Consider the following 23,034-nt stretch of genomic DNA (forward strand, 5'->3'; position numbering starts at 1 on the left):
GGCGTTACCCCTTGTACAGCCGTGGGTTCATGACATCCCGCAACCAGTCACCCAGCAGGTTGATGACCAATACGAGTACCACCAGCACCAGACCGGGGATCAGGGTGATCCACCAGGAACCACTCTGGATGTAGTCAAAACCGGATTTGATCAGCGAGCCCAGCGACGGCTGTGTTTCCGGCATGCCCAGGCCCAGGAACGACAACGCCGCCTCGGAAATGATCGCGTTGGCGATCTGTACCGTGGCAATGACGAAAATCGGTGACAGGGTATTGGGCAGGATGTGGCGGAACATGATCCGGCGGGTGCGAAACCCCATCACCTTGGCCGCATCCACGTATTCCTTTTTCTTCTCCGCCAATACCGAGGCCCTCACTGTACGGGCAATCTGAGGCCACTCTGCCACACCAATGATGAAGATCAGCATGTAGATAGCGACTTCGCCGAACATCAGATTGCCAAAGCTGGCCTTGAACACGGCACCCACAATGATCGCGACCATCAGAGTAGAGAACGACAGCTGCACATCGGCAATCCGCATCAGGATGGAGTCGACCCGACCGCCCAGATAGCCCGCCAGCAGGCCGAACAGGATGCCCAGCGCCGCTTGCAGGACAACCGCGCCAAACCCGATCAACAACGACACCCGGGTGCCATACAGAATGGTGGAGAGCAAATCCCTGCCCTGGGCGTCGGTGCCCAGCGGGAAGGCCGGATCGGAGCCATCCAGGCCGACCGGTGGCAGCTCGGAGTTCATGATATTGATCTGGGCCAGGTCGTAGGGGTCGGCCGGCGCCAGCAAAGGCGCAAAGACGGCCGCCAGCACCATGGACAACAGCACGATAAAGCTGGCAATCGCCACCTTGTCGCGCTTGAAGCTGTACCAGAGGAAGGACTCGCGAAAGCGATCCCAGCGTGAAAGAGTCGCCGTCGTCATGCTTTCTTACCTGTCAGTTTTACGGTGGGATTCACCAGACCGTAGATCAGATCCACCACGGTATTGGTAATCACGAATATCAGGCCTACCACCATCAGGTACGCCACGATCAGGGGAATATCGCTGCGGGTGATGGCCTCCAGGAACATCAGCCCGACACCGGGCCACTGGAACACGGTTTCCGTAAGAATGGTGTAGGCCACCATGATGCCGATCTGCACACCGCCCACGGTAATCACCGGCAGCATGGTGTTCTTGAGCGCGTGCAGGAAATAGACCCGGGAAGAGCTCAGGCCCTTGGCGCGGGCGTACCGGATGTAGTCGCTCTGCAGCACTTCCATCATTTCCGCACGGATCAGGCGGATGAACAGCGGCAGCATGATGGACGCCAGCGATACCGACGGCAGAATCAGGTGCAGGAGGCCGCCCTGGGAGAAAAAGCCGGATTCCCAGGTGCCGAATAACGGCGTCAGGTCATCACCCCGACCGTAGGACGGCAATCCGCCTTCAGTGGATAGTGCGGCGTTCAGCCACTGCCCCCAGCCAGCATCCTGCGGGAACCAGTCGACGGTGATACCGATCGAGAAAATCTGAATCAGTACGATGGCGGTCAGGAACACCGGAATGGAAATCCCGACGGTACTGACCCCCATGAAGAATTTGGACAGCCATGCCTGAGGGCGAATCGCGGCGAACACCCCGATGGGCACCGAGAACACAATAATAATCAGGCTGGCGCCGATCACCAGCTCGAGGGTGGCCGGCAGGTGCTCGAGGATTACGTCCATGGTGGGCTTTCCGTAAAAATAGGAAATACCCAGGTCACCCTGCAGGGCGTTACCGGCAAACCGGACGTATTGCACAACCAATGGGTCATTCAGTCCCATTTCCTCACGGATCGCTTCCCGCTCATCCTGCGAGACCGACATGCCCACCATCTGTTGAAGCGGGTCGCCCAGGCCATCCTGAATGGCGAAAGCAATCACACTGATCACGAACATGACCAGTACGGCCTGGGAAATTCGCTGAACCAAAAACGCTAACATGAAAAATTCCGGGTCAAGCTGCAAACAAAAGGCCGGCTCCAGGCTGATCCGAAGCCGGCCCGCCCATAAAGGCTGTTACTCCACGACCAGGTCGCCCAGGTACGGGAAGTTCATCACGTTGAGGATCGGTTCGATCTTCACGTTCTTCTTGCTGGCCCAGGCCAGGTCCTGCCAGTGCAGGGGAACGAACGCTGCGTCGTCATACAGGCGCTGCTCCACCTCTTTCAGCATGGCGGTGCGCTTGTCCAGGTCCGTCTCGACGTTGGCCTTGTTGACCAGTTCGTCAATCTCCGGGTTGCAGTAGTTACCGGCGTTGTACTGGCCCGAACCGCTGTCCGCATCCGGGCAGAAGGTCAGGAACTCGTAGAAGTTGGCGGAGTCCTCGGTGTCTGCGTGCCAGCCGATCATCATCATGTCGGCGGCGCGGGCGTCATACTCCGGCCAGTATTGGGCTTTCGGCAGCGTTTTCAGATCCACCTTGATGTTGATACGCGCCAGCATGGCGGCAACCGCCTGGGCGATCTTGTCGTCATTCACGTAACGGTTATTGGGCGCCATCATGGAGATGGTGAAACCGTCTTCATAACCGGCTTCTTTCATCAACTGCTGGGCTTTTTCGACATCAAACCGCGTTGCCAGGGATTCGTTGTGGCCCTGGTAACCTTCCGGCGACATCTGAGCGGCCGGGGTAGCGAAGCCCTTCATGATCTTGGCGGCAATGCCTTCCTGGTTGATGGCATAGGCAATGGCCTCGCGCACTTTCGGGTTCTTGAACGCTTCAACCCGGTCCTGGTTCATGTGGAACAGGATGATGCGGGTACCGCTCATAGTCACCAGATCGGCGTTCTTGTCACGGCGAATACGCTCCAGATCGGTCGGCGGCACCGGTGCAATGAAATCCACACCGCCAGACAGCAGCGCGGAGACACGGGTGTTGTTTTCCTTGATCGGAGTCAGCACGATCTTGCCGACGTTACCCGGTGACTCGGTGTCCCAGTAATCGTCGAAGCGCTCAAACTCGACACGCACGCCCTGCTGACGACCGGTAATGACATAAGGGCCTGTGCCGGACAGGTTCTCGGAAGCAAAAGAATTGCCGTGCTTGGTGATGGCGCTCTTGTCTTTCCCGCTTTCGGTCTTACCGGTGTAAAACTCGCTGTCCAGCGGGAAGATGTAAGTCGCGGTGTTCAGCAGCAGCGGGTATGGCTCGTTGGTCACCAGCTCAAAGGTGTAGTCATCAATCACCTTGAGTTCGCTGAACGGTTTGAAGATGGCTTTGTAGTCCTGGCTCTGCTTCAGGCGATTAAAGGTGAACTTGACGTCTTTGGCGGTCAGCTCGTTGCCAGAATGAAAATTCACACCTTCACGCAACTCGAAGCGCATGGTGTTCTCGTCAATACGCTCCCAGCTTTTCGCCAGACGCGGCTCGAAGCCGAGATCCTTGGTCCAGCGGATCAGGGGATCAAAGGTCATGTGGCTTAACTGCAACATGCCGCCGGAGAGCTGTTCGTGAATGTCCAGGCTTACAGGGTCGGCGTCGTACGCCATTTTCAGTTCCTTGTTCGCCTCGGCAGACATCGCCATCGGGGCTGTTGCCAGGGCCATGGAACCAACAAAAGCAGTCAGTAGTGTTTTCATCGCGTTTTCCGTCGCTGTTTTAAGAATTTTTGCGGCACATCGGCGCAACTTCACGCCAGATGTCTGCGCTAAAAACTAGTCGTGGAAAACCCGAACAGCAATCGAAATTGCGACTTGGCGTTATTCGTGAAGTGAATGACCCTGTTTGGGGCGCTTACCAAAGGCGAAACGCCAGCGGCAGAATCAGTGCGGTGAACACCCCTGTAAGCCCCATTCCCAGGGAGGCAAAGGCACCGGCTGTGCGACTGATCTCGAACGCTCGCGCCGTTCCCACCGCATGGCCGTTCAGCCCGAGCACAAAACCCAGAATGCGGTCGTCGGTGATCGACAGCGCCCTGGAAAGCAGGTCGACAAAGAGCGTTGCGACAACACCGGTCACCAGAAGCCCGCCCATCATCAGCGGCACCGAACCGCCCAGTTGTTCGGTAATACCAATGGCAATGGGCGCGGTCACCGACTTCGGCGCCAGGGACGCCAGCACCAGAGGTGTCGCCCCGAGAGCCCAGGCGATCACGACCGCATATACGGCCGCCAGGGTGGCCGCTATTGGCAGGGTGCACAGAATCGGACACCACAACGCCCGCACGTGGTGCATCTGCTGGTACAACGGTATACCGAGCGCGACGGTGGCTGGCCCGAGCAACAGCATCAGCCACTGGGCTCCCTGCTGATAACGGGTGTAATCCAGTGACAGTAGCGCGATGGTGGCCGACAACAGGAAGGCCGAAAGCACCACCGGTGGCAACCAAAGCGGTCGCCCCATCCTCCTGAAAAGCCAGTTGCCCGCGAAGAACGCGCCCAGGGTTAACCCAATCGCCAGTATCGGGCTCGCAGACAGGGTATTGGGAAGTGCGAGAAAACGCTCCAGGAGATCAGTCATCCGACGCTCTCCGCTGCCCTGCCTTGACCAGAGACGCCATCAGCAGCAGCGTGGTCAGCACACTCAAAAAGGTGCCCACCAAGAGCGCCCCCGCCACCGCCAGCCACTGGCCGCTGAACTGATCAGCAGAGAAGAACACACCCACCACGCCCGGCATGATCAGCAGCACCAGCACCGAAATCAGTCCCTGGCTCGCCGTGGCCAGGTCATCACTGACACTGCCCTTAAGCATCAGCGTGATTGTCATCAGAATCATGCCCAGCACACCGCCGCTGACCGGAATCAGGAAAACCAGTCGCAAGGCTTCGCCAAGCATGAAACATAAAACCAGAGTCAGGAAACCCCGCAACATCGACATATTGTCATGCTCATCAAGTAACGAATTGCTCTACACTAGCCCATACCCAAAGTTTGACACCAGTTCGGATACCCCATGGCGCTCAAGGCAACCATCTTTAAAGCAACACTGAACATCGCGGATATGGACCGGCACTATTACGGTGACCACCACCTCACCATCGCCCGCCACCCGTCAGAGACCGACGAGCGCATGATGATACGCCTGCTGGCTTTCATACTGAACGCCAGCGAGAGCCTGGAATTCACCAAAGGGATCAGCACGGACGACGAGCCGGATCTGTGGCAAAAAAGCCTGAGCGACGAGATCGAACTGTGGATCGAACTCGGCCTGCCCGACGAGAGCCGTCTGCGCAAGGCCTGCAACCGGGCGGATCAGGTTATCCTGTACACCTACGGTGGCCGCGCCGTGCCACTGTGGTGGGAGAAACACCAGGGCAAACTGACTCGCTTCGACAACCTCACCATCGTCGACCTGCCGACAGACGACACCGAGTCTCTGGCTGCCCTGGCTGAGCGCGGCATGAACCTGCAATGCACCGTCCAGGACGGCACCGTCAATATTGGCAATGACGACTCGCTCGTCAGTGTGACACCCCTGCCGCTCTACCCTGAGTAAAAAATCCCCCGCCGGGGTCTACCAGAACGATCCAGTTTACGTTAAGGTAAACTTTAGCCGATATTGACCCGGGCCGCACCAGGTTCCGTCAGTTTGGCTATACTCAAAGCAAGCATCGACACCCTCACAAGGGGTGTTTTGTTCCTCAGGCCACTACCCCAGGAAGAGGATTATGACAACAACAAAATCCAAAGTTGTTTATAACCCGGTTTTTACCGACGGTGCGGAGTTCCGAATTCCCACCTTCAAGTTACTCAAGCAGGACGGCTCGCTCTACAAAGGCGCCAAGGCTCCTGAGCTCGACAAAGACAAAGCCCTGCGCATCTACCGGGCGATGGTCACCACCCGGATTCTCGACGAACGCATGCTCGCGGCCCAACGGCAGGGGCGCCTGAGCTTTTACATGCAGTGCACCGGCGAGGAAGCCGCGGTTATTGGCAGTACCGCCGCACTGGATGACGCCGACATGATCATGGCTCAGTACCGTGAACAGGGCTCTCTGACCTATCGCGGTTTTTCTATTGATGAGTTCATGAACCAGCTGTTCGGCAACGAACTGGACTATGGCAAAGGTCGCCAGATGCCAGTTCATTACGGTTCCCGCAAGCTGAACTACATGACCATTTCCTCGCCACTGGCCACGCAAATCCCTCAGGCCACGGGCTACGCCTACGGTCAGAAACTGGCGGGCGAAGGCCACTGCACCATCACCTACTTTGGCGAAGGCGCCGCTTCGGAAGGAGACTTCCACGCTGCCCTGAACATGGCCGCCGTCCACCGCGTTCCGGTTATTTTCCTGTGCCGGAACAACGGCTACGCCATTTCCACCCCCGCCGCCGAGCAGTTCGCCGCTGACGGCGTGGCACCCAGGGCCTACGGCTATAAGATGGACGTGATCCGTGTTGACGGCAACGACATCCTCGCCGTGCATGAGGCCACCAAGGAAGCCCGCAAGCTGGCGGTGGAGCACAACCGGCCGGTGCTAATTGAAACCATGACCTACCGCCTGGCGGCACACTCATCCTCGGACGACCCCTCCGGCTATCGCAGCAAGGACGAGGAAGCGGTATGGCGCGAGAAAGACCCTATCCTGCGCATGCGTCTCTGGCTCGAACGCAAGAAGTGGTGGAGTGAGGACGATGAGAAACAGCTGCAGGAAAACATGCGCCGGGAAGTGCTCGAAACCATGAAACGGGCACAGAAGCGGCCGCCACCCGCGCTCGACACCCTGGTGAGCGACGTCTACGACGAGGTACCGCCGGGGCTGGCCGAGCAATTCGACAAACTCAAGGCGCACATCCGCCGGCATCCGGACGAATATCCGAAAACCGCAGAACAAGCAAAGGGAGGTGCGTGAGATGACCCAGATGAATATGCTCCAGGCCATCAACAACGCCCTCGACACTGCCATGGCCGCCAACGAGCGGGTGCTGTGTTTCGGTGAAGACGTGGGCATTTTCGGTGGTGTATTCCGCGCCACCAGCAACCTGCAACAGAAATACGGCAAGGACCGCTGTTTCAATACGCCGCTGGTCGAGCAGGGTATCGTCGGTTTTGCCAACGGCCTGGCCGCACAGGGTTCCGTGCCCGTGGCCGAGATTCAGTTTGCCGATTACATTTTCCCGGCCTTCGACCAGATCGTGAACGAGTCGGCCAAGTTCCGTTATCGCTCGGGCAGTCTGTTCGACGTGGGCGGGCTAACGATTCGTGCGCCCTACGGCGGCGGCATCGCCGGCGGGCTTTACCACTCACAGTCGCCGGAAGCCTACTTTGCCCACACACCGGGCCTGAAAATCGTGGTGCCCCGCAACCCGCATCAGGCCAAAGGTCTGCTACTGGGCGCCATCCACGACCCCAACCCAACCCTGTTCTTTGAACCCAAGCGTCTCTATCGCGCCTCCGTCGGGGAAGTGCCCGACGAAGACTACCGGCTACCGCTGGGCGAAGCCGAAGTGATCAAGGAAGGCACCGATATCACCGTATTGGGCTGGGGTGCGCAGATGGAAGTGATTGAGCACGCCGTCGAACGGGCGGAGAAAGAAGGCATTTCCTGTGAAGTCATCGATCTGAGAACCATCCTGCCCTGGGATGTGGAAACCGTGGCCAAGTCGGTACTCAAGACCGGGCGCCTGGTGGTCACCCACGAAGCGCCACTGACCGGTGGTTTTGCCGGTGAAATCGCGGCGACCATACAGGAGCGCTGCTTCCTGTACCTGGAATCCCCGATCGCTCGCGTGACCGGGATGGACACCCCCTTCCCACTGGTGCTGGAAAAAGAGCACCTGCCCAATCACCTGAAGGTCTACGAGGCCATCAGGTCGAGCGTGGATTTCTAGGTTGATATCAGGACAGGAGAGCAATCATGAGTGATTTTATACTGCCCGATATCGGCGAAGGTATCGTGGAGTGCGAACTGGTCAAGTGGCTGGTCAGCGAAGGCGACATCATCGAAGAAGACCAGCCGGTGGCCGAAGTCATGACCGACAAGGCGCTGGTGGAGATCCCGGCGCCCTATAAAGGCAAGGTGACGCGCCTCTATCACAAGGAAGGGGACATCGCGAAAGTGCACGCTCCGCTGTTCGAACTGGTGGAGGAAGGTGGCGACAGCCAGGATGATTCAACGCCTGAGCCCAAAGCCCCGAAAACGGCCAGTGAAACACCGGCAACCCAGGCACAAGCCAGCTCCGGCGAAGCCGATGGCGACGACCCGACGGAGGACTTCATCCTTCCCGACATCGGCGAAGGCATCGTCGAATGCGAAGTGGTGGAATGGCGCGTGGCCGAGGGCGACGAGATCGAAGAAGACCAGCCGGTGGTGGACGTCATGACCGACAAGGCCATGGTCGAGATCACCGCCCCCAAGGCCGGCCGTGTCACGAAGCTTTACCATAAGCAGCAGGAAATGGCGCGGGTGCATTCACCGCTGTTTGAGTTCGTTCCCCGTGAGCGTGACGAGCCGGCTCAGGCCCAGAAAACGTCACACGCAGCCCCGGACGCAGAATCGAAACCAACGCCAACCACCGCGCAACCCGTCGTATCCCGCAACCAACCGCGGACGCCGGCCAGCCCGGCTGTACGCCGCATTGTTCGCGAACACGACCTGGACCTGGCGGACATCACAGGTTCCGGCAAGGATGGCCGGGTACTGAAGGCCGATGTACTGGCTCATCTCGACAAACCCGCCACAACCTCACCGGCACAGGACAGCTCCGGCGAATCGCAACCGGCAAGCTCAGGCGGTGAGCGCCGCCGGCCATCCCGGGAACAGGAAGTGCGCGTTGAGCCCATCCGCGGCATGAAAGCCGCCATGGCCCGCAGCATGGTTACCTCGGCGACCACCATTCCCCACTTCATCTACAGTGAGGACATCGATGTCACCGACCTGCTCAAACTACGGGAACAGCTGAAACCAGAAGCCGAAGCCAGCGGATCAAGGCTGACTCTGATGCCCTTCTTCATGAAGGCCATGGCCCTGGCTGTGCAGGAATACCCGGTACTCAACAGCCGCCTCAACGACGACGTCACCGAGATCCACTACCAGCCGCAGTGCAATATCGGCATGGCCGTGGACGGCAAAGCCGGGCTGATGGTTCCCAACATCAAGGGTGTGGAAGACCTGACTCTGCTGGGCATTGCCGACGAGGTAGCTCGCCTGACCGAGGCTGCCCGCTCGGGCCGTGTCAGCCAGGAGGATCTCAAGGGTGGCACCATCACCATTTCCAATATTGGCGCTTTGGGTGGCACCTACGCCGCCCCGATCATCAACCCACCGGAAGTGGCGATTGTGGCCCTTGGCCGTACCCAGAAACTGCCGCGCTTTGACAGCAATGGCCAGGTGGTCGAGCGGGCCATCATGACCGTGAGCTGGGCAGGCGACCATCGCATCATCGATGGCGGCACCATTGCACGCTTCTGCAATCGCTGGAAAGGCTACCTGGAATCGCCGCAGTCGATGCTGCTGCATCTAGGCTGACGGAGCATCATGGCGCAGAAGACGCAACTGCAGCAGTTCTACATCCCAGAAGAGCAGTCGATCTATCTGCTCAGCCATGACGATGCCAAGAAGCTCAAGGACTGGGTGGCGCTCTGCGCCGCCCAGCTCCGCCAACTGGGTTACCAGGACATCGAACTGATCGGCAAAGGCGCCTACGGCTTCGTATTCGCCGGCCGCCTGCCACACCAGGACAGCTCCGGCCCCGAACACGTCTTCAAATTCACCCGCATCAACCTTCCCCAACACCTGCAGGACCGACTGGAGGATGAAGCCTATATCCTCGAGCAGGTCCGGCATCCGAGGGTGCCTCGCCTGGTTGCCTATCAACGGGCCCACAACCAACCCATCCTGGTGATGGAACGCGCGGCAGGCCTGAACCTGGAAGAGGTGTCCCTGCGGGAGGGCCGACTGAAGCCCAGACTGGTCATGCGGATTGCCGACCAGATTGCGGATATCCTGCGCAACCTGCGCCGCGAGAATGGCCCCTCGGGGCGCCCCATCGTGCACGGTGACATCAAACCCTCGAACCTGGTGTTTGACGCCAGCACCGAGAACATTGCCCTGATCGACTGGGGCTCGTCGGTGTTCGCCCAGCTGGACGCTAACCAGCAGTTCCTCACCACCAACGTGATGGAATTGATGTCCGATAACCTGCAACAGACCAACGCCCGGTTGGGGGATGTCTACTTTATCGGCGAGGAACAACTGAACGGTGGGCTGTCTTCCCCTCGTTTTGATGAACAGGGCGCTGCGGGCACATTGTATGCGCTGGCATCCGGCCAATCTTGCCGGTTCGGGCACCAGGCCATTCCCGCCGCGTCCCTCGGGCTGCCGATGGAGTTCGCCCGCATGCTCGACGGAATGCTGTCTCCGGACCCACAGACGCGGCGAAAAGCCGGTGACTACTACCTGAACGAAATGTCGCGAATGGCACGCACGGTGATGATCGATCTCGCGGAACCACCGCTGGGCCCCATGGTGCCGGTATGGACCCGCGCCTCCGACCATGAAATCGACACGGTCGTTTACAGCTCCCGGAAGTCTTTCCTCCGTCAGGAAGGCGCCCCGGAAACCCTCAATGATGTGAACGATGTGCAGCTGGACCGCTACTATAAAAATTTCATGCAAGGCATGGGAGAAACCGAAAAAGCCTTCCTGGCCGCCGTCAGCCGACTGGGGCGGTATCCCGTCGAAGGAGGACTCGCCGTGCGCTGGGAAACCGATGGCGTTTATATCGACACGTCCCTGAACCTGCATGACCCGACACTGAAAACCGCGTTTATCCGCGCCGTCAACAACATGGTGTACCTGGCCCAGGCCATCTACCGCCAGGGGATTTTCAAGAGTTGCCTGTTCAACGCCCGCAACACCCTGCACATCGACCGCGCCGAACCCGACCAGCCTTTCGTGCCCGAGCCCGGCATGCAATTGAAATACGAAGTCAGCGCCGCGCCGGAAGTGGAAGACGAGTCACGGGTGCACTCCTACTTCGAAGACGGCCCCGACCCGGAAGAATTCCTGGTGCTGCCGCAAGCCATCATCACCGCGCTGGAATCCCTCAACGACATCCACCACACCGGCATGATCATTTTCGAGGCCCTGCCCCGACACCTCAAGATCCACAGCCATTACCGCCTGCTGGACCCGGACCGGGAAAGTGAATTCAGCCGCCTGCTGGATGAGATACTCTCCGCTGTGGGCCAGATCACTGGCCTGGGCGTCTCCGGCTTTATGAAAATGCCCTACAAGGACACCCGCTTCTTCCCTCATATCGAACGGCTGCCGGAGCGTTACTACCCCAAAAATCCCAGGGCAAAGAATATCCCTGGTTGATGCCCAATGGACAGCAGATCGCCACCAACAGGACTGGACAGAGCACCCCATCACACGTAAGATTGCGCACTCGAAATTGACGCCAAAGCGTTAGATTTCATCCGCCCGTAGCTCAGCTGGATAGAGCGTCGCCCTCCGGAGGCGAAGGTCTCAGGTTCGAATCCTGACGGGCGGGCCATTAATTGGCAAATCAATGAGTTATCCTCAAGAAAACCTCCTCACCTGTGTCACTCGCACCTAAGCAATCCGAAAACCTCTGATTCGATCGGTGACTTTTGCACGGCAAGATTAAAAGCAGGAATTTTTCTCTATCATTGCGCCTGTGCCCAAACGGTGCCTTGGCAGTGCCCAGTTAATTTAGGCCGATGCATCACCACCGATTAACGTGACCTTTGCACGGCTTTCAGATCCGCCGCTGACTTGGACTTACTCCGGCCCACTAGCCTCCTCCACCGGTCAAAATGTCGAACCACTATTATCTCAGCATCTCCTTTCGGTGCGTATTAGGAGGGTCGTATTTTGAGCGGTAAATGTAAACATCCGGCCATGACATCCTGACAAGCTCCCGATGTACTAGAGACTTGCCATGCGGAGTGTTTTAACCAATAGTGCGTGAAGTCGGTCTACCGCCTCGGAATTCTGAGATGCCTGACTACGGAAGACCGACACCTCCATTGGCTCCAGCGGGCCCAGGCCATGGTCTCTACCAAGGACTTCCAGGTGGGAAGGTGCACTACATTGCGTCAGCACCGCGACCGCAAGACCACTCTCCACGGCCGCAACCTGGCCCGCCAGACTAGAACTATTGTAAACCACTTTATAGCGGCGTCCTTGCAAGCCCAGTGAGTTGATGGCGCTCCTTTTGGCAAGGCTGGTGCTTTCATAGACAGCAATTGGCAGTGGATCTTTGCGCCAGACCTGAAACTGCGCGGATCCTACCCACACCATAGGTTCATAAAATAATAGAGTGCCATGTCGGGGGTGATCCCGAGAAACCAATGCGAGATCCAGTTCACCACACTCAACGCGGGGGATGAGCGAGGTGGATTGTTCACAGTCCAGCTCAATTTCTACCGAACCGTGTTGTGGCGCAAATCTTTTCAGGACGGGAGTCAGGTATTTCGCCGCATAGTCGTCTGGTACGCCAAGCCTAATGCGCCCCTTTAGCTCTTCTCCATGAAACGCAGCCTGAGTCTCAGAATGCAGGTCCAGCATGCGCCGGGCATAGCCCAACAGTTTCTGTCCTTCCGGTGTCAGTTGATGCTGGCGTGGCCCGCGCATCATTAACCGACACCCCAATGCAGATTCCAGCTTCTTAAGTTGCATACTGACAGCCGACTGGGAGCGATGAACCTCCGGTGCTGCCGCAGACAAAGAGCCAGCATCCACCACCGCTACGAAGCACTTAAGCCAGCCAACCTGAAGATCGTGGTAATTCACCAACACCTCCGGAAACATTCGAATATCAAATAGATCCTAGTCGATATATGCGCTTTTCTAAAGCATCGTCTAAATCCATAGTTGCCAGGCTTGTGAGATTAATGCGGAGTGAAAATTGGACATTACTAACACTGAATTACACCGGCTCGACAAACCACTGGTATGGTCAGGCTTCAAGCAATTGGTGCCCATCTCTTTGTTCGTCGTTGCATTCGGGGCAGCATTTGGGCTCGCAGCAAATCAGGCCGGGCTAGGTGATGGCATGGTTGTGCTCATGAGCACCCTCGTGTTCGCGGGTGCTGCGCAGTTTGCGGCCCTCGACCTTTGGGGCTCACAGGTGCCGTTTTTCACCATGATGATTACGGTATTCGCCATTAACGCTCGACATCTTCTGATGGGAGCCACTCTTTACCCCTGGCTCAGCCAACTCACGCCGACAAAGCGTTACGGCATAATGATGGTTGCTTCGGATGCCAACTGGGCCACTGCCATGCAAGCGTTCAGTCGTAAAGAGCCGGGGTTGGGCTTGTTATTTGGCGGTGGCCTCGCACTCTGGTCATTCTGGGTTTTCGGCACTTGGCTCGGCATTTACTTTGGCAATGTGGTCACAGATCCGAAAAGTCTGGGTCTGGATATGGTGATGGGCTGCTTCCTGCTAGCCATGGTTGTTGGCGGTGACAAGAATCTGCGAATGCTTGCCATCTGGGTCGTTGCAACTACGTCCTCTCTACTCGCTCACTGGTATCTGCCGGAAAACAGCCACGTCATTACTGGCGCACTGGCCGGTGGTCTTGCCGGGTTGGTATGGGAGGATCGTGATGAACATTGAAACCAGCAGCATTGGTGTACTAGTTATTGTGCTAACGATGGCATTGGTTACGTTGGCCACCCGCTGGGGCGGTGTTTACGTGATGTCTTTTGTGCCGATCAGCTTTCGAGTCAAACAGTTCATCCATGCCATGTCTGGCTCCGTGTTAGTGGCTATTATTGCCCCCATGGCAGTCGAAGGGGACCATGGAGCTCGTCTGGCGTTAGTGAGCACAGCCGTTGTGATGTTACTGATTAAAAGACCATTACTGGCGATTGCTTCAGGTATTCTGGCGGCTGGATTATCTAGAGCGTTCTGGTAGCCGGCACATCCTTCAGATAGGCATACGGATCATTCCCGTTCAACTTCCGCATGAGTGGTATTTTTAAAGTCTCCGGTACGCTTGGTTGTTCATGTTAAGTGTCCACTAGAAAATAAGTGGACACTATCCTGACGCCCGCAGTGTCTGACTCAAGATGAGATCCTCGGACGCTTACCGAGCTCTACCCCGTTCGGTCTTTGGATTTCCAGTCAACTCAGGCTCCACGACATTCCGCCTTCCCACTGCGCCAAGCCATTCGGCCAGTGGATAATGGCTCTTACAGGTAATCCGCTGTAGATTGGACACTCGCATAGGCAAACTCAAGCGCCGCCATAGCCGTGGCATGAACCTGTGCCGCAGGCACGGTCATACCGTTGAACTCAAGATCCATCGTGGCGCAGGCGTCTTCTAGCACAGTGACCTTGTAACCGAAGTCTGAAGCGGCGCGGCTGGTAGCCTCGATGCACATATGGCTCATGGCACCTATTACCACCACTTCCTCAATGTCGTTGGAATCCAACAACTCTTTCAGGCTGGTTTTCAGGAATGAGTTGGGATAGTTCTTGAGAATAACCGGCTCATCGCCTTCCGGTGCCACGGATTCGTGGATGTTGACGCCGTCTGAGCCTGGCGTGAATACAGGCGCATTCGGATCCGGAAACTCGTGGTGAACATGCACCAACAGGTCTTTGTTCTGACGCGCTGCGTCGATCACTTGTGCCGCCTTGGCGGCTGCCTGTTCAATATTCACCAGTGGCAGTTTGCCGGAGGCAAAATACTCATTCTGGATATCGACGACAATAACGGCTCGTTTACTCATTAGACGGTTCCTCATTTGGTCATTTATTTCAGGTGTGTTCTGGTCAGAAAGAAAGACTCTCACCATCCGCCGGGATCAAAACCTGCTCATCAACTCCCTCGTTCTGAACGAACTCTGCCAGTTCCTCGCGGCTCAGGGTCATATGGTTCACCGCATCCATGTGCACGGCGACAATGTCCGCATCTGGCAAAGCGCGGTGAACGCGAAGGGTATCTTCTTTGCCCATGATGATCGGGTCGCCCTCAAAGCCGGTAAACTCCGCAGCGCCGGCATTCAGTACCACAACATCCGGCTGGAAGCGCTCCAGCGACTGCACCACCTCATCACGCCACACGGTATCGCCGACCACGTACGTAGTTTCCCGCCCCTCGGCTTCAAAAACCACACCCATTATTTCACCGAGCGCCTTGGCCAGTTCAGGAACGGCATAGAGGGTATCGGAGCCGTGCTGCCCGCCGGTTTTGTGGAGTGTCACGCCGCCAAACTCCACTTGGTCATCGAGGATGCGTACATCCTGAAAGCCTTGTGAACGGATCATCTCGGCATCCGCCGCATTTTGCACAAACAGCGGAAGCTCTTTCGGCAACAGCTTCTGGGCGGCATCGTCCCAATGGTCCAGGTGGGTGTGGGTCACAATCACCGCATCGGTACCCTCGATCACGTCCTCTGCCGCCATGGGCAAGCCAACCAGAGGGTTCCGCAGCTCACTACGGTACGTATTCGGGAAGCCCGGATAAGCGCCCTGCTCCGCCAGCATGGGGTCGATCAAAAAGGTGGTCTCTCCGTAGGTAACCTTTATGGTGGCATTACGGATTTGCTGTATCTGGTGGCTGGATGCCTGAGTGCCAGATTCGGCGAAAGCAGCGCCAGCGAAAACAGTCGAAGCCAGCACCAGAGCGCCAGCAAAGGTTTTAATCAACATGGTATTCATCCTCCAACAGGGTGTTCGTTGATGGAATAAAGTCTACGGAGATCTGATCACCAGCAATATTGACCTGAAAGACAGTGATCGAAAGAATTGGGCCAATCAGTTATCATCGGGTTAAATGAACCTCAGGAGTGACATCGTGGCACTACCCAGAGTCGGCCTTATCCTTCACCCGCAATTCAGCCCCTTCCATTTCTCCGTGCCCTACATGGTGTTCAGCATTGCCCTGCCCGAAGGCCCGTTGTTCGAGTTGCTGATTATCACCCCGGACGGAAAGCCCCTGGCATCCGAGCGGGCCATGACCGTGCAGCCGGATGGGGGGCTGGAACTATTGGATGCGGTTGATATTGCGTTGGTACCCGGCTGGCATGATCTGAACGAACCACCACCCCCTGAGTTGTCTGAAGCCCTTTTCCGCTGCCATGAGCGCGGCGCTCATGTGGTGGGCCTTTGCTACGGCACCTATGCGCTGGCCTATGCGGGTTTGCTGGATAACAAACGGGCCTCAACCCACTGGTTGGCTGAGCAGGATTTTCTCAAGCGATTTCCGAAAGTAAATCTGGATACCAACGCCCTCTATGTGGAAGACGACCGGCTGGTTACGTCCGCAGGAACCGCCGCTGGGCTCGATTGCTGCCTGTTTCTGGTGCGGGAGTACTACGGTGCCAGGATCGCCAATACTATTGCCCGCCTTATGGTGGTCCCTCCGCACCGGGAAGGCGGCCAGGCCCAGTTCATCGAACAGCCAGTCGCAATCTCCACCCAGGATGCCCACATCAACCGGCTACTGGATTACTTGCGGGAACATCTGGCCGACACCCACAGCATCGATGAGTTGGCTGCCCGCACCGCCATGAGCCGGCGCACTTTCACGCGCCATTTTCAGAAGGCAACCGGCATGACGGTGATGGAGTGGTTGGTCGGTGAGCGGCTGCGGCAAGGACGTGAGCTGCTGGAAAGCACATCACTTTCGGTGGAAGCCATCGCGGAAAGAATCGGCTTCCATACCGCAACGTCCTTCCGGCAACACTTCAAGCAGCGTCACCATGTAAGTCCTCGGGTTTGGCGCAAAACGTTTGGTGAGAATGCCTGACATTCCGAGTGTTCGGGAATGCCGCTGGACCTATAGAATGTTCATTCACAGAAATGGGCTACAAAAAAGCAACCCAAACGCACGCCGCTGCGGTGATGACGTTAATCCAGTCTGCCAAACTCAAGGGGCATGATCCCTATACCTATTCGAAAGATGTGTTGAACCGCCTGCCTACCCAGAAGAAGAACAACATCGAAGAGCTATTGCCCCACCAATGGAAAACAAGCTCGCACTAATACGAAGTGATGCCTGATCAGTTAAGCATCTCGCGGTTGCCGGCGCTTGAAATCAAGTTCTGCTACTACTAGCGCGATCAAGATTAACCCCCCACCAGCCATGGTCCGAAGACTGAGAGGCTCCCCGAGCATGATCATGCCGGCGATGGCTGCGAAAATAGGCTCGCAAAGATAGGTTAATGCTACTTTCTCTTCCTCAAGATACCTTTGAGCGGAGCTTTGTATACCATACATGTAAGCGGTACCAAGCAGGCCCGCAAACAAAATCCCCTCCCAAAAGTGCGTATCTGAAGGCATCCATACTGCTTGCTTATCGAACAGTGCCGCGAGACCACTGCCGAGACTGCATACCGTCATCGCAATTGTCACTGTCAGCATTGCGTCACATCGATGTGAGAAATACCCTACAGCCATAACATAGCAAGCAAAGAACACTGCACAGGCCATCGTCCATAGATCGCCAACATTCAGGTGTAAACCGTATTGCGCGACTATCAAGTAAAGCCCGAAAAGTGCAAGTGAGCAGGAAATCCATATGCGGTTTTGCACTGGCTTTCGGAATAAGCCCCACTTGAATAGCGGAATCAGAAGAACATCCAGGCCGGTGATAAATGCGGTGTTGGTGACACTGGTGTGTTGTAGCCCAATAGTCTGAAACACGTTCCCTAAGAGCAACGGAAGTCCAATCAACGCGCCGGCGGCAATGGTTTTCCGGTTCAGGCGGTTGAATCTTTTCGCGAACAGTACTGAGAGGACTATTGCTGCCAGGGCAAATTTATAGGCTAGGAAGACATAAGGTGAGCCGTCTGCCACACCGACTTTGACGAAAGAGAACGACACTCCCCAGAAGGCCGTTCCAAGTATGAGTAACAGGAGGAATACGTGAGGTTTTTGCATGTTTCTAACCATTTGTTGGAATTACAAAATGGTTAGAGTATGCGGAGGCCGCAAAAAGGCCCGGTGTCGCTCCCAATTTCTTCTCTAACGTTAGAGCGAACCAGTACAGATGCCTTAAGCTTGCGCAAGTATACAATTCCCCGTGCCGGTGCTGTCAATTACGGGAAGGGTAACCTGGGAGAGCGTCGGTCCAACTCATATGTATATATTGGGCAGCGCGAATCATGTTGTCCGCGACCACAATCGCGCCCAGGTGAGTGTCTGCCTCACTGGGTGTGATAGCCGGACGCTTTCGCTGAATCAACCCAACGCAACCTTCAGCCCGATGCCTGTCAGCAGACAGCCAAAGATGTTGTTCTGGGTCCTGCGGTATCGGGCATTGCCGCTGGTAACTGCCCAGAGTGCCCGCCCCAGAACTGCGTAGACAAAATCAAAGACCAGTCCGGTCAGCACCAGAATCAGTGCCAGTATGGCGAACTGTCCGGCAATACCTGAGAGTTCCGGGTGGATGAACTGCGGGAGCAGTACAGAGCAGAAGATCAGGGATTTGGGGTTGAGCAGGTTGGTTGCCAGCCCTCTATGGAAATCAGCCAGATATCCCGCTGGTGGCAGAGTACCTGCCGCTGACTGGGGTTGATCAGGGAGAGAATGACCTGTCCGGAAGAATTGCCAACCCAGGTAGAACAGATAAGCCGCGCCCAGTAATCGTACCGTGTGGTAGGTCCAGGGATGAGTCGCAAACAGTGTCGCAAGCCCTACCGCCGCCAGCAGGACATGGCAGCCCCGGGCAATGGCAAGGCCCACAGCGACGGCCATGGCGTTTCTGGGGCCACTGCTCACGGAGGTGCCGAGCACGAGGAACATGTCCGGTCCTGGCGTAAGGTAAATCGCAACGAGCGCAGTCAGGAACAGTAGAAGGTCAGCCACGGGTCATGTCTCTTGTCGGTATTAAGGCCTTGATTATACCGCCCGTTGTTTAGCGTATGGTTGCGTTGTCAGCCACAAAGGAATATAAAATTGGTGCTATTCGCTAACTTTATTCTTATATGGAGATTCTTATGCCAATCCATAAGTTAGACCGATTTGATCGAAAGCTTCTGGAGGCACTGCAGACGGATGGCCGCGCGCCCAACACGGATCTGGCCGAGGGAATAGACCTGTCCCCGTCGCCTTGCTCACGGAGGGTGCGGCTGCTTGAAGAATCCGGGGTGATCAAGGGCTACAGCGCAATCCTGGATCAGGAAAAAGTGGGTTTGGGGCTAACCGTATTCGTTGACATCAAAGTGGAGCGTCATCAAGAAAAGGAAGCCGAGGCTTTTTGCGAGGCGGTGAGTGTTATGCCGGAAGTGGTGATGGCTCACCTAGTGTCCGGGGAGTCGGATTTCCTGTTGCAGGTTGTGGTACCCGATCTTCGCGCCTACAAGGAGTTTTTGACCAATACGCTGCTCAAGTTACCTGGAGTTCGGGACATTCGAAGCAACTTTGCGATCCAGACCGTCAAACCCCAATCGCCACTTCCGCTGATTCATTTGCCGGGGTAAATCGGTCACCAGAAATCGATTATCTTCAGATACGGAATAGCCGTGATCATTACCGGAGGGAACAACAGCAGCCCGGTTCTGTGCCACGGCACACTCAGTTTTTCAACAAATAGCGAAAGCTTCCCCCAGTTCGGTCACGCCCACGGTGCCGGCCACCTGTTGATTGACAAAAACCCAGAAACAGCTTCGCGTGCCAAAATAAGGGCCATCAGAATAATTAAGCCTCCTCCGATACGGTTTACTATTCTGACACTGTCTGCGTTGGAAAAAAGGCGGGAGCTTAAGCTGTGAGCAACTACAACCCACACGCTATCGATCGCAATACCCAATAGGATAGGTATCATCGAGTACATGATTAGGACGTTCGTGGGGCTCGCAAGATTGCCGCTGAGGAAGCTTGGAACTATGGTTCCGAACATGATCAATGCCTTGGGGTTGGTTATACCCACTATCACTCCCGCAGTGAGCGGTGACTTTCTCTTTGCTGGCTGGTCAGTTGCAGCCGGACTCGCCGCTTTTGAGGCTACAAGATACCCTATGCCGATAAGCAGCAAGGCGACCGCACCCAGCATTCTAATAGCAGGCAAAGCAAAATCGGATTTCAGTATAAGAGGGCCAAGCCCAAAAGAAAGAAGTATCGCAATGCTTAACATGCCAATTGCATTGCCGATCACGCCACGCAACGCATGACTTCTGCCCTTCATAATAACTTGCCCAACAAAAAGCATGATGCTTGGGCCAGGTACAGCAATGAGTATCGAGCTGGTAATAATTAGCCCCAGCAGCCCACTGACGGATACCCCAATATCTTGCATGTAAATATTACCTTCGATATGCGTGTTGCGGGCATTAATACCATATTCTCAGCGACTTATTGAAAATATTTCTTATACATTCTGGCCCGAGGCATCAGGCTTGAGCTTATGAATAAAGACACCGCGCATAAGTTAAACGTCACGCACTGTGCCTTTTAGTTCATGAGTTTTTGGGGTATCCGGATTAAGCGGTTGACGATCCTTTCTGCTCCATCAATACCTTAATCCCCCCAGAAGACTGATAGATCAACGCCGAAGTTATTCTCTGGCTCTGGGAGCCCCATGCTGTAGGTCATGGTGGCCTTGCCTAGGAATGGGGATTCCTTGTGGACTTCCCCCAATAAAATGGACACGCCCCATTTATCATAGGCTAGGAGTGTCTACTGCACCGGGGTAAGTCCAACTCTCAGTACAAGACAGCCAAAAACGATTTTGTGGACTGGCGTAGGTCCAATGTGCATCAGGAGGTGTCCATAGAGGATGCCTTGATCGCGATTACCATGCCATTAATCTGGCGAAATATAGTTCAGCGTGCAGATGATCTTCCTGACATCAGCGAAAGCGCGGTGTTCAGTTTGAGTCGAATCGTATTTCCTTATGTACGAGGCGTACCTTATCCGGGGGCAGCAGGCTATAAAAAGAACGGAACCGAAAAGATGGCTCCCTGCCTTGATAGCCGTATAGTTTGGCGATCCATGGACGGTCCGCAGGCACATAGTCAGAGTAAACCTCAGCCCCGGCGAGGCTCATGTCCAGGCGGGCGACAGCATCCGCCACAGAGATCCCCTCGTTCCGCAGTGTTTCGCGCGAAATGTGGTGGACATCGGATTCGGCGTAATGGACTTACCCCGGTGCAGTAGTGCATCAGATAGCCATCAACTTCTTCTTTTGGTCTCAGGCAAGTTTCACTAGTTACTCAGAGTTCAGACACCGGAATGCCTCTCCATCAATGTGCTCTCCCGATAGTTGCAACATCGGCTAATGCGATGTGTTGTTCGATAGGGACAGAGCCTCTAGCGAAACTCACGGCCGGCATGCTTGCTTCCTTATCCGATTGAACCATTACTTTTTCCTTCGATCTTCAACGCCAGACCGCCATCAGCATTGCAACCGCAATGCCAGGCAACGATCTAGAGTGGTTTTCATGAACCACACCACAATACGACGCGAGAACAGATCAACCATGACCTCCAGAGACAGCCTCGCTAGGCGCGGTGCAGAGTAAGAAACAGGGCGTAGTAAAACTATTGCCTTGTCTCTCCTCTCCTGACCGGACGTCCTCCTTCCAGCGCATCCAGCTCTCCGTCTAAAGTTGGCAAACGCTAGCGGCCTCACAGAAGCGAGAAGTCCATCCGCTCGTCGTCTTGCCAGTTATTGTAAGCTCCACTCTTGCCTTTATTTTAATTGTTGCTATGGTTGGGATTCAGGACACATTGAGAGCAGCCATGTTTTCACGAAAGTATCTCTTGACCACCTTCCATTAGTAAGCGAGCACGGCACGCTCTGTGCTCGCAACCATTAAAGTTACTGCAAAATAACATAAACGATCTCCTCCGTTGGACTAGCGCTATTAGGTACATCGCCTGAAAGCATAGTAGTAACTAATACTGAGGGGATTCAGGCCAAAGTTGCACAAGGCATTTTTCGGAACAACAACAATAAAAATAGATTAGGGAGGCTCCGCGACTGAGCCTCCCATTTTCTGCTCGTTTTCGAAAAATGCTCACCAAATAATTATTTGGAGGCTTTGATCTTCGTGAACGTAATAATTTTTTTGTTTCGAAAATATTGTTTTGGATTAATAAAAAAACAGCAGGCTACTGACGCGTTACGTTTTTTTATTGACTCTAATTATTGGAACATCAACGAACCGCTGCCCCACCCACATGAGCTTTCAGAACTCTTGGATTTTAACGAAGACATAACGATGCATGGACTATGCCGCCTGATCGGCGCTGGCGTTATTTTTGAGGGCGAAGACGGACGCCTGTACATCAGGACGAGCACCGAAGACACACACTGATATTTTCTTAGTATTTCTATGTCTGCAACCGGAACCACTAGAACCTTATGAGCACACGTCACCTTCACTTGATTAAATAAATAAAGAAGGTAGCCTATTGGCAAACCCGAAAAATATCAAAGGTGATCAGATTGCATGAATAAAATGCCGACCAGTTTTTATAAAGCGCCTATCGGCAGCGCTATTTATAACTGAGAGCATGAAAATGAGTAAGGAAAAACCGAAAAAACAGGCTAAAAAAACATTGAAAGAGAAAAGAAAAAATAAAAAACAAAAAAACGCCTGATTAGCAATAGGGGAAAGGGTCAACCTTTCCCCTTCAATAACGGTTTTTTCCGGTAATGTCATCTGCATTTACTTATCGAACTCTCACACCTTATATGAATTTATCATGTTTCTGATCAGAGGTTTTATGAACATTGATGTTGGTTTTCTTGTGTCTTTAGATACTTTGGGAATCATGAGAAGAAAGTGTCGTCGCCTGATAAAAGCGATTATTCTTGGAGAGAATGAAATGGCAACGATTGGAAGCTGGGTCACGATTATAGATTGTGCAGATTCCCAGCCTCATGAATTCCGGTTAGTGGAAGCTATTGGGCCAAGAGACGTCCATCCGAAAGACCTACCGATAGACTCATCTCTTGGACTCGCGCTGTTTGGCAGCAGGCCTGGCGACTACATAAAACTGAGCGTCGGCGGCGAGGAAAGTGGCATCGTCATTTTATCCATTAACAATGAAAAGTTGGAAGCGAACGCAAAAATGGCGACATTTGACGAATTTTAGCGTTCTAACGATTCAAGATTGCT

The 23,034-nt window shown here is 55.2% G+C and carries 21 protein-coding genes, 1 tRNA gene and 1 pseudogene; 12 read left to right on the forward strand and 11 right to left on the reverse strand.

Annotated elements, in window-relative coordinates; genetic code table 11:
* Positions 1-4: 4 nt before the first annotated feature.
* The 5 genes from B3M52_RS15925 to B3M52_RS15945 all read right to left on the reverse strand — a co-directional run bounded on the left by B3M52_RS15925 (position 5) and on the right by B3M52_RS15945 (position 4,859).
* Positions 5-937 (reverse strand): ABC transporter permease, encoded by a 933-nt coding sequence (locus tag B3M52_RS15925; protein ID WP_036202948.1) that lies wholly within the window; start codon positions 935-937, stop codon positions 5-7.
* Positions 934-1,983: an ABC transporter permease gene (locus B3M52_RS15930; protein WP_075194986.1), complete on the reverse strand. Its 1,050-nt coding sequence runs from the start codon at positions 1,981-1,983 to the stop codon at positions 934-936. The genes B3M52_RS15925 and B3M52_RS15930 overlap by 4 nt, the downstream gene beginning before the upstream one ends.
* A 75-nt stretch (positions 1,984-2,058) precedes the next feature.
* Positions 2,059-3,621: an ABC transporter substrate-binding protein gene (locus B3M52_RS15935; RefSeq protein ID WP_075194985.1), complete on the reverse strand. Its 1,563-nt coding sequence runs from the start codon at positions 3,619-3,621 to the stop codon at positions 2,059-2,061.
* Positions 3,622-3,775: 154 nt separating this feature from the next.
* Positions 3,776-4,501 carry an LrgB family protein gene (locus B3M52_RS15940; RefSeq protein WP_075194984.1) on the reverse strand — a complete coding sequence of 242 codons (726 nt, stop codon included), beginning with the start codon at positions 4,499-4,501 and terminating at the stop codon, positions 3,776-3,778.
* Positions 4,494-4,859 (reverse strand): CidA/LrgA family protein, encoded by a 366-nt coding sequence (locus tag B3M52_RS15945; RefSeq protein ID WP_075194983.1) that lies wholly within the window; start codon positions 4,857-4,859, stop codon positions 4,494-4,496. Before B3M52_RS15945 ends, B3M52_RS15940 begins: the two co-directional genes overlap by 8 nt.
* A 75-nt stretch (positions 4,860-4,934) precedes the next feature.
* On the opposite strand from B3M52_RS15945, the gene B3M52_RS15950 reads away from it, so the two are divergent.
* The 6 genes from B3M52_RS15950 (at position 4,935) to B3M52_RS15975 (ending at position 11,482) form a co-directional block, all read left to right on the forward strand.
* A complete protein-coding gene (locus tag B3M52_RS15950) occupies positions 4,935-5,477 on the forward strand; it encodes a YaeQ family protein (protein WP_075194982.1) in 543 nt (180 codons plus the stop codon).
* Between the two features lie 172 nt (positions 5,478-5,649).
* Positions 5,650-6,834, forward strand: a complete 1,185-nt coding sequence (locus B3M52_RS15955; protein WP_036202922.1) for a thiamine pyrophosphate-dependent dehydrogenase E1 component subunit alpha — start codon at positions 5,650-5,652, stop codon at positions 6,832-6,834.
* Between the two features lies 1 nt (position 6,835).
* On the forward strand, positions 6,836-7,813 hold the full coding sequence (locus B3M52_RS15960) for an alpha-ketoacid dehydrogenase subunit beta (RefSeq protein ID WP_036202919.1): 978 nt from the start codon (positions 6,836-6,838) through the stop codon (positions 7,811-7,813).
* A 26-nt stretch (positions 7,814-7,839) separates the two neighbouring features.
* A complete protein-coding gene (locus B3M52_RS15965) occupies positions 7,840-9,450 on the forward strand; it encodes a dihydrolipoyllysine-residue acetyltransferase (protein WP_075194981.1) in 1,611 nt (536 codons plus the stop codon).
* A 9-nt stretch (positions 9,451-9,459) separates the two neighbouring features.
* A complete protein-coding gene (locus tag B3M52_RS15970) occupies positions 9,460-11,304 on the forward strand; it encodes a protein kinase domain-containing protein (protein WP_075194980.1) in 1,845 nt (614 codons plus the stop codon).
* A gap of 101 nt (positions 11,305-11,405) precedes the next feature.
* Positions 11,406-11,482, forward strand: a tRNA-Arg gene (locus B3M52_RS15975).
* Between the two features lie 395 nt (positions 11,483-11,877).
* Here B3M52_RS15975 and B3M52_RS15980 read toward each other — a convergent pair.
* Positions 11,878-12,744 carry a LysR family transcriptional regulator gene (locus B3M52_RS15980; protein ID WP_075195034.1) on the reverse strand — a complete coding sequence of 289 codons (867 nt, stop codon included), beginning with the start codon at positions 12,742-12,744 and terminating at the stop codon, positions 11,878-11,880.
* A 115-nt stretch (positions 12,745-12,859) separates the two neighbouring features.
* Here B3M52_RS15980 and B3M52_RS15985 point away from each other — a divergent pair, with 115 nt between their 5' ends.
* Positions 12,860-13,573 (forward strand): AzlC family ABC transporter permease, encoded by a 714-nt coding sequence (locus tag B3M52_RS15985; protein ID WP_075194979.1) that lies wholly within the window; start codon positions 12,860-12,862, stop codon positions 13,571-13,573.
* Entirely contained in the window at positions 13,563-13,874 is a 312-nt protein-coding gene (locus tag B3M52_RS15990; RefSeq protein ID WP_075194978.1) for an AzlD family protein, read from the forward strand. The genes B3M52_RS15985 and B3M52_RS15990 overlap by 11 nt, the downstream gene beginning before the upstream one ends.
* A 277-nt stretch (positions 13,875-14,151) precedes the next feature.
* On the opposite strand, the gene B3M52_RS15995 is transcribed toward B3M52_RS15990, so the two are convergent.
* Together B3M52_RS15995 and B3M52_RS16000 are read right to left on the reverse strand one after the other, a co-directional pair.
* Positions 14,152-14,694 carry a cysteine hydrolase family protein gene (locus B3M52_RS15995; RefSeq protein WP_075194977.1) on the reverse strand — a complete coding sequence of 181 codons (543 nt, stop codon included), beginning with the start codon at positions 14,692-14,694 and terminating at the stop codon, positions 14,152-14,154.
* Between the two features lie 43 nt (positions 14,695-14,737).
* Positions 14,738-15,616 (reverse strand): MBL fold metallo-hydrolase, encoded by an 879-nt coding sequence (locus B3M52_RS16000; protein WP_075194976.1) that lies wholly within the window; start codon positions 15,614-15,616, stop codon positions 14,738-14,740.
* Between the two features lie 145 nt (positions 15,617-15,761).
* Between B3M52_RS16000 and B3M52_RS16005 the strand changes: the two genes are divergently transcribed.
* Both B3M52_RS16005 and B3M52_RS16010 read left to right on the forward strand, forming a co-directional pair.
* Positions 15,762-16,715, forward strand: a complete 954-nt coding sequence (locus B3M52_RS16005) for a GlxA family transcriptional regulator (RefSeq protein WP_075194975.1) — start codon at positions 15,762-15,764, stop codon at positions 16,713-16,715.
* Positions 16,716-16,798: 83 nt separating this feature from the next.
* A pseudogene (locus B3M52_RS16010) lies at positions 16,799-16,951 on the forward strand (transposase domain-containing protein); the annotation flags it as partial.
* A 21-nt stretch (positions 16,952-16,972) separates the two neighbouring features.
* Here B3M52_RS16010 and B3M52_RS16015 read toward each other — a convergent pair.
* Both B3M52_RS16015 and B3M52_RS16020 read right to left on the reverse strand, forming a co-directional pair.
* Entirely contained in the window at positions 16,973-17,848 is an 876-nt protein-coding gene (locus tag B3M52_RS16015) for a DMT family transporter (protein WP_075194974.1), read from the reverse strand.
* A 300-nt stretch (positions 17,849-18,148) separates the two neighbouring features.
* Entirely contained in the window at positions 18,149-18,775 is a 627-nt protein-coding gene (locus tag B3M52_RS16020; RefSeq protein WP_075194973.1) for a LysE family translocator, read from the reverse strand.
* Between the two features lie 131 nt (positions 18,776-18,906).
* Here B3M52_RS16020 and B3M52_RS16025 point away from each other — a divergent pair, with 131 nt between their 5' ends.
* A complete protein-coding gene (locus B3M52_RS16025; RefSeq protein WP_075194972.1) occupies positions 18,907-19,389 on the forward strand; it encodes an Lrp/AsnC family transcriptional regulator in 483 nt (160 codons plus the stop codon).
* A gap of 134 nt (positions 19,390-19,523) precedes the next feature.
* On the opposite strand, the gene B3M52_RS16030 is transcribed toward B3M52_RS16025, so the two are convergent.
* Complete coding sequence (locus B3M52_RS16030; RefSeq protein ID WP_075194971.1) at positions 19,524-20,204, reverse strand: LysE family translocator; 681 nt, start codon at positions 20,202-20,204, stop codon at positions 19,524-19,526.
* 2,435 nt (positions 20,205-22,639) lie between these two features.
* Between B3M52_RS16030 and B3M52_RS16035 the strand changes: the two genes are divergently transcribed.
* A complete protein-coding gene (locus tag B3M52_RS16035) occupies positions 22,640-23,011 on the forward strand; it encodes a GreA/GreB family elongation factor (protein ID WP_178380767.1) in 372 nt (123 codons plus the stop codon).
* Positions 23,012-23,034: the final 23 nt, after the last annotated feature.

The sequence above is a fragment of the Marinobacter sp. UBA2688 genome, assembly GCF_002352785.1.
GTDB lineage: Bacteria > Pseudomonadota > Gammaproteobacteria > Pseudomonadales > Oleiphilaceae > Marinobacter > Marinobacter salarius.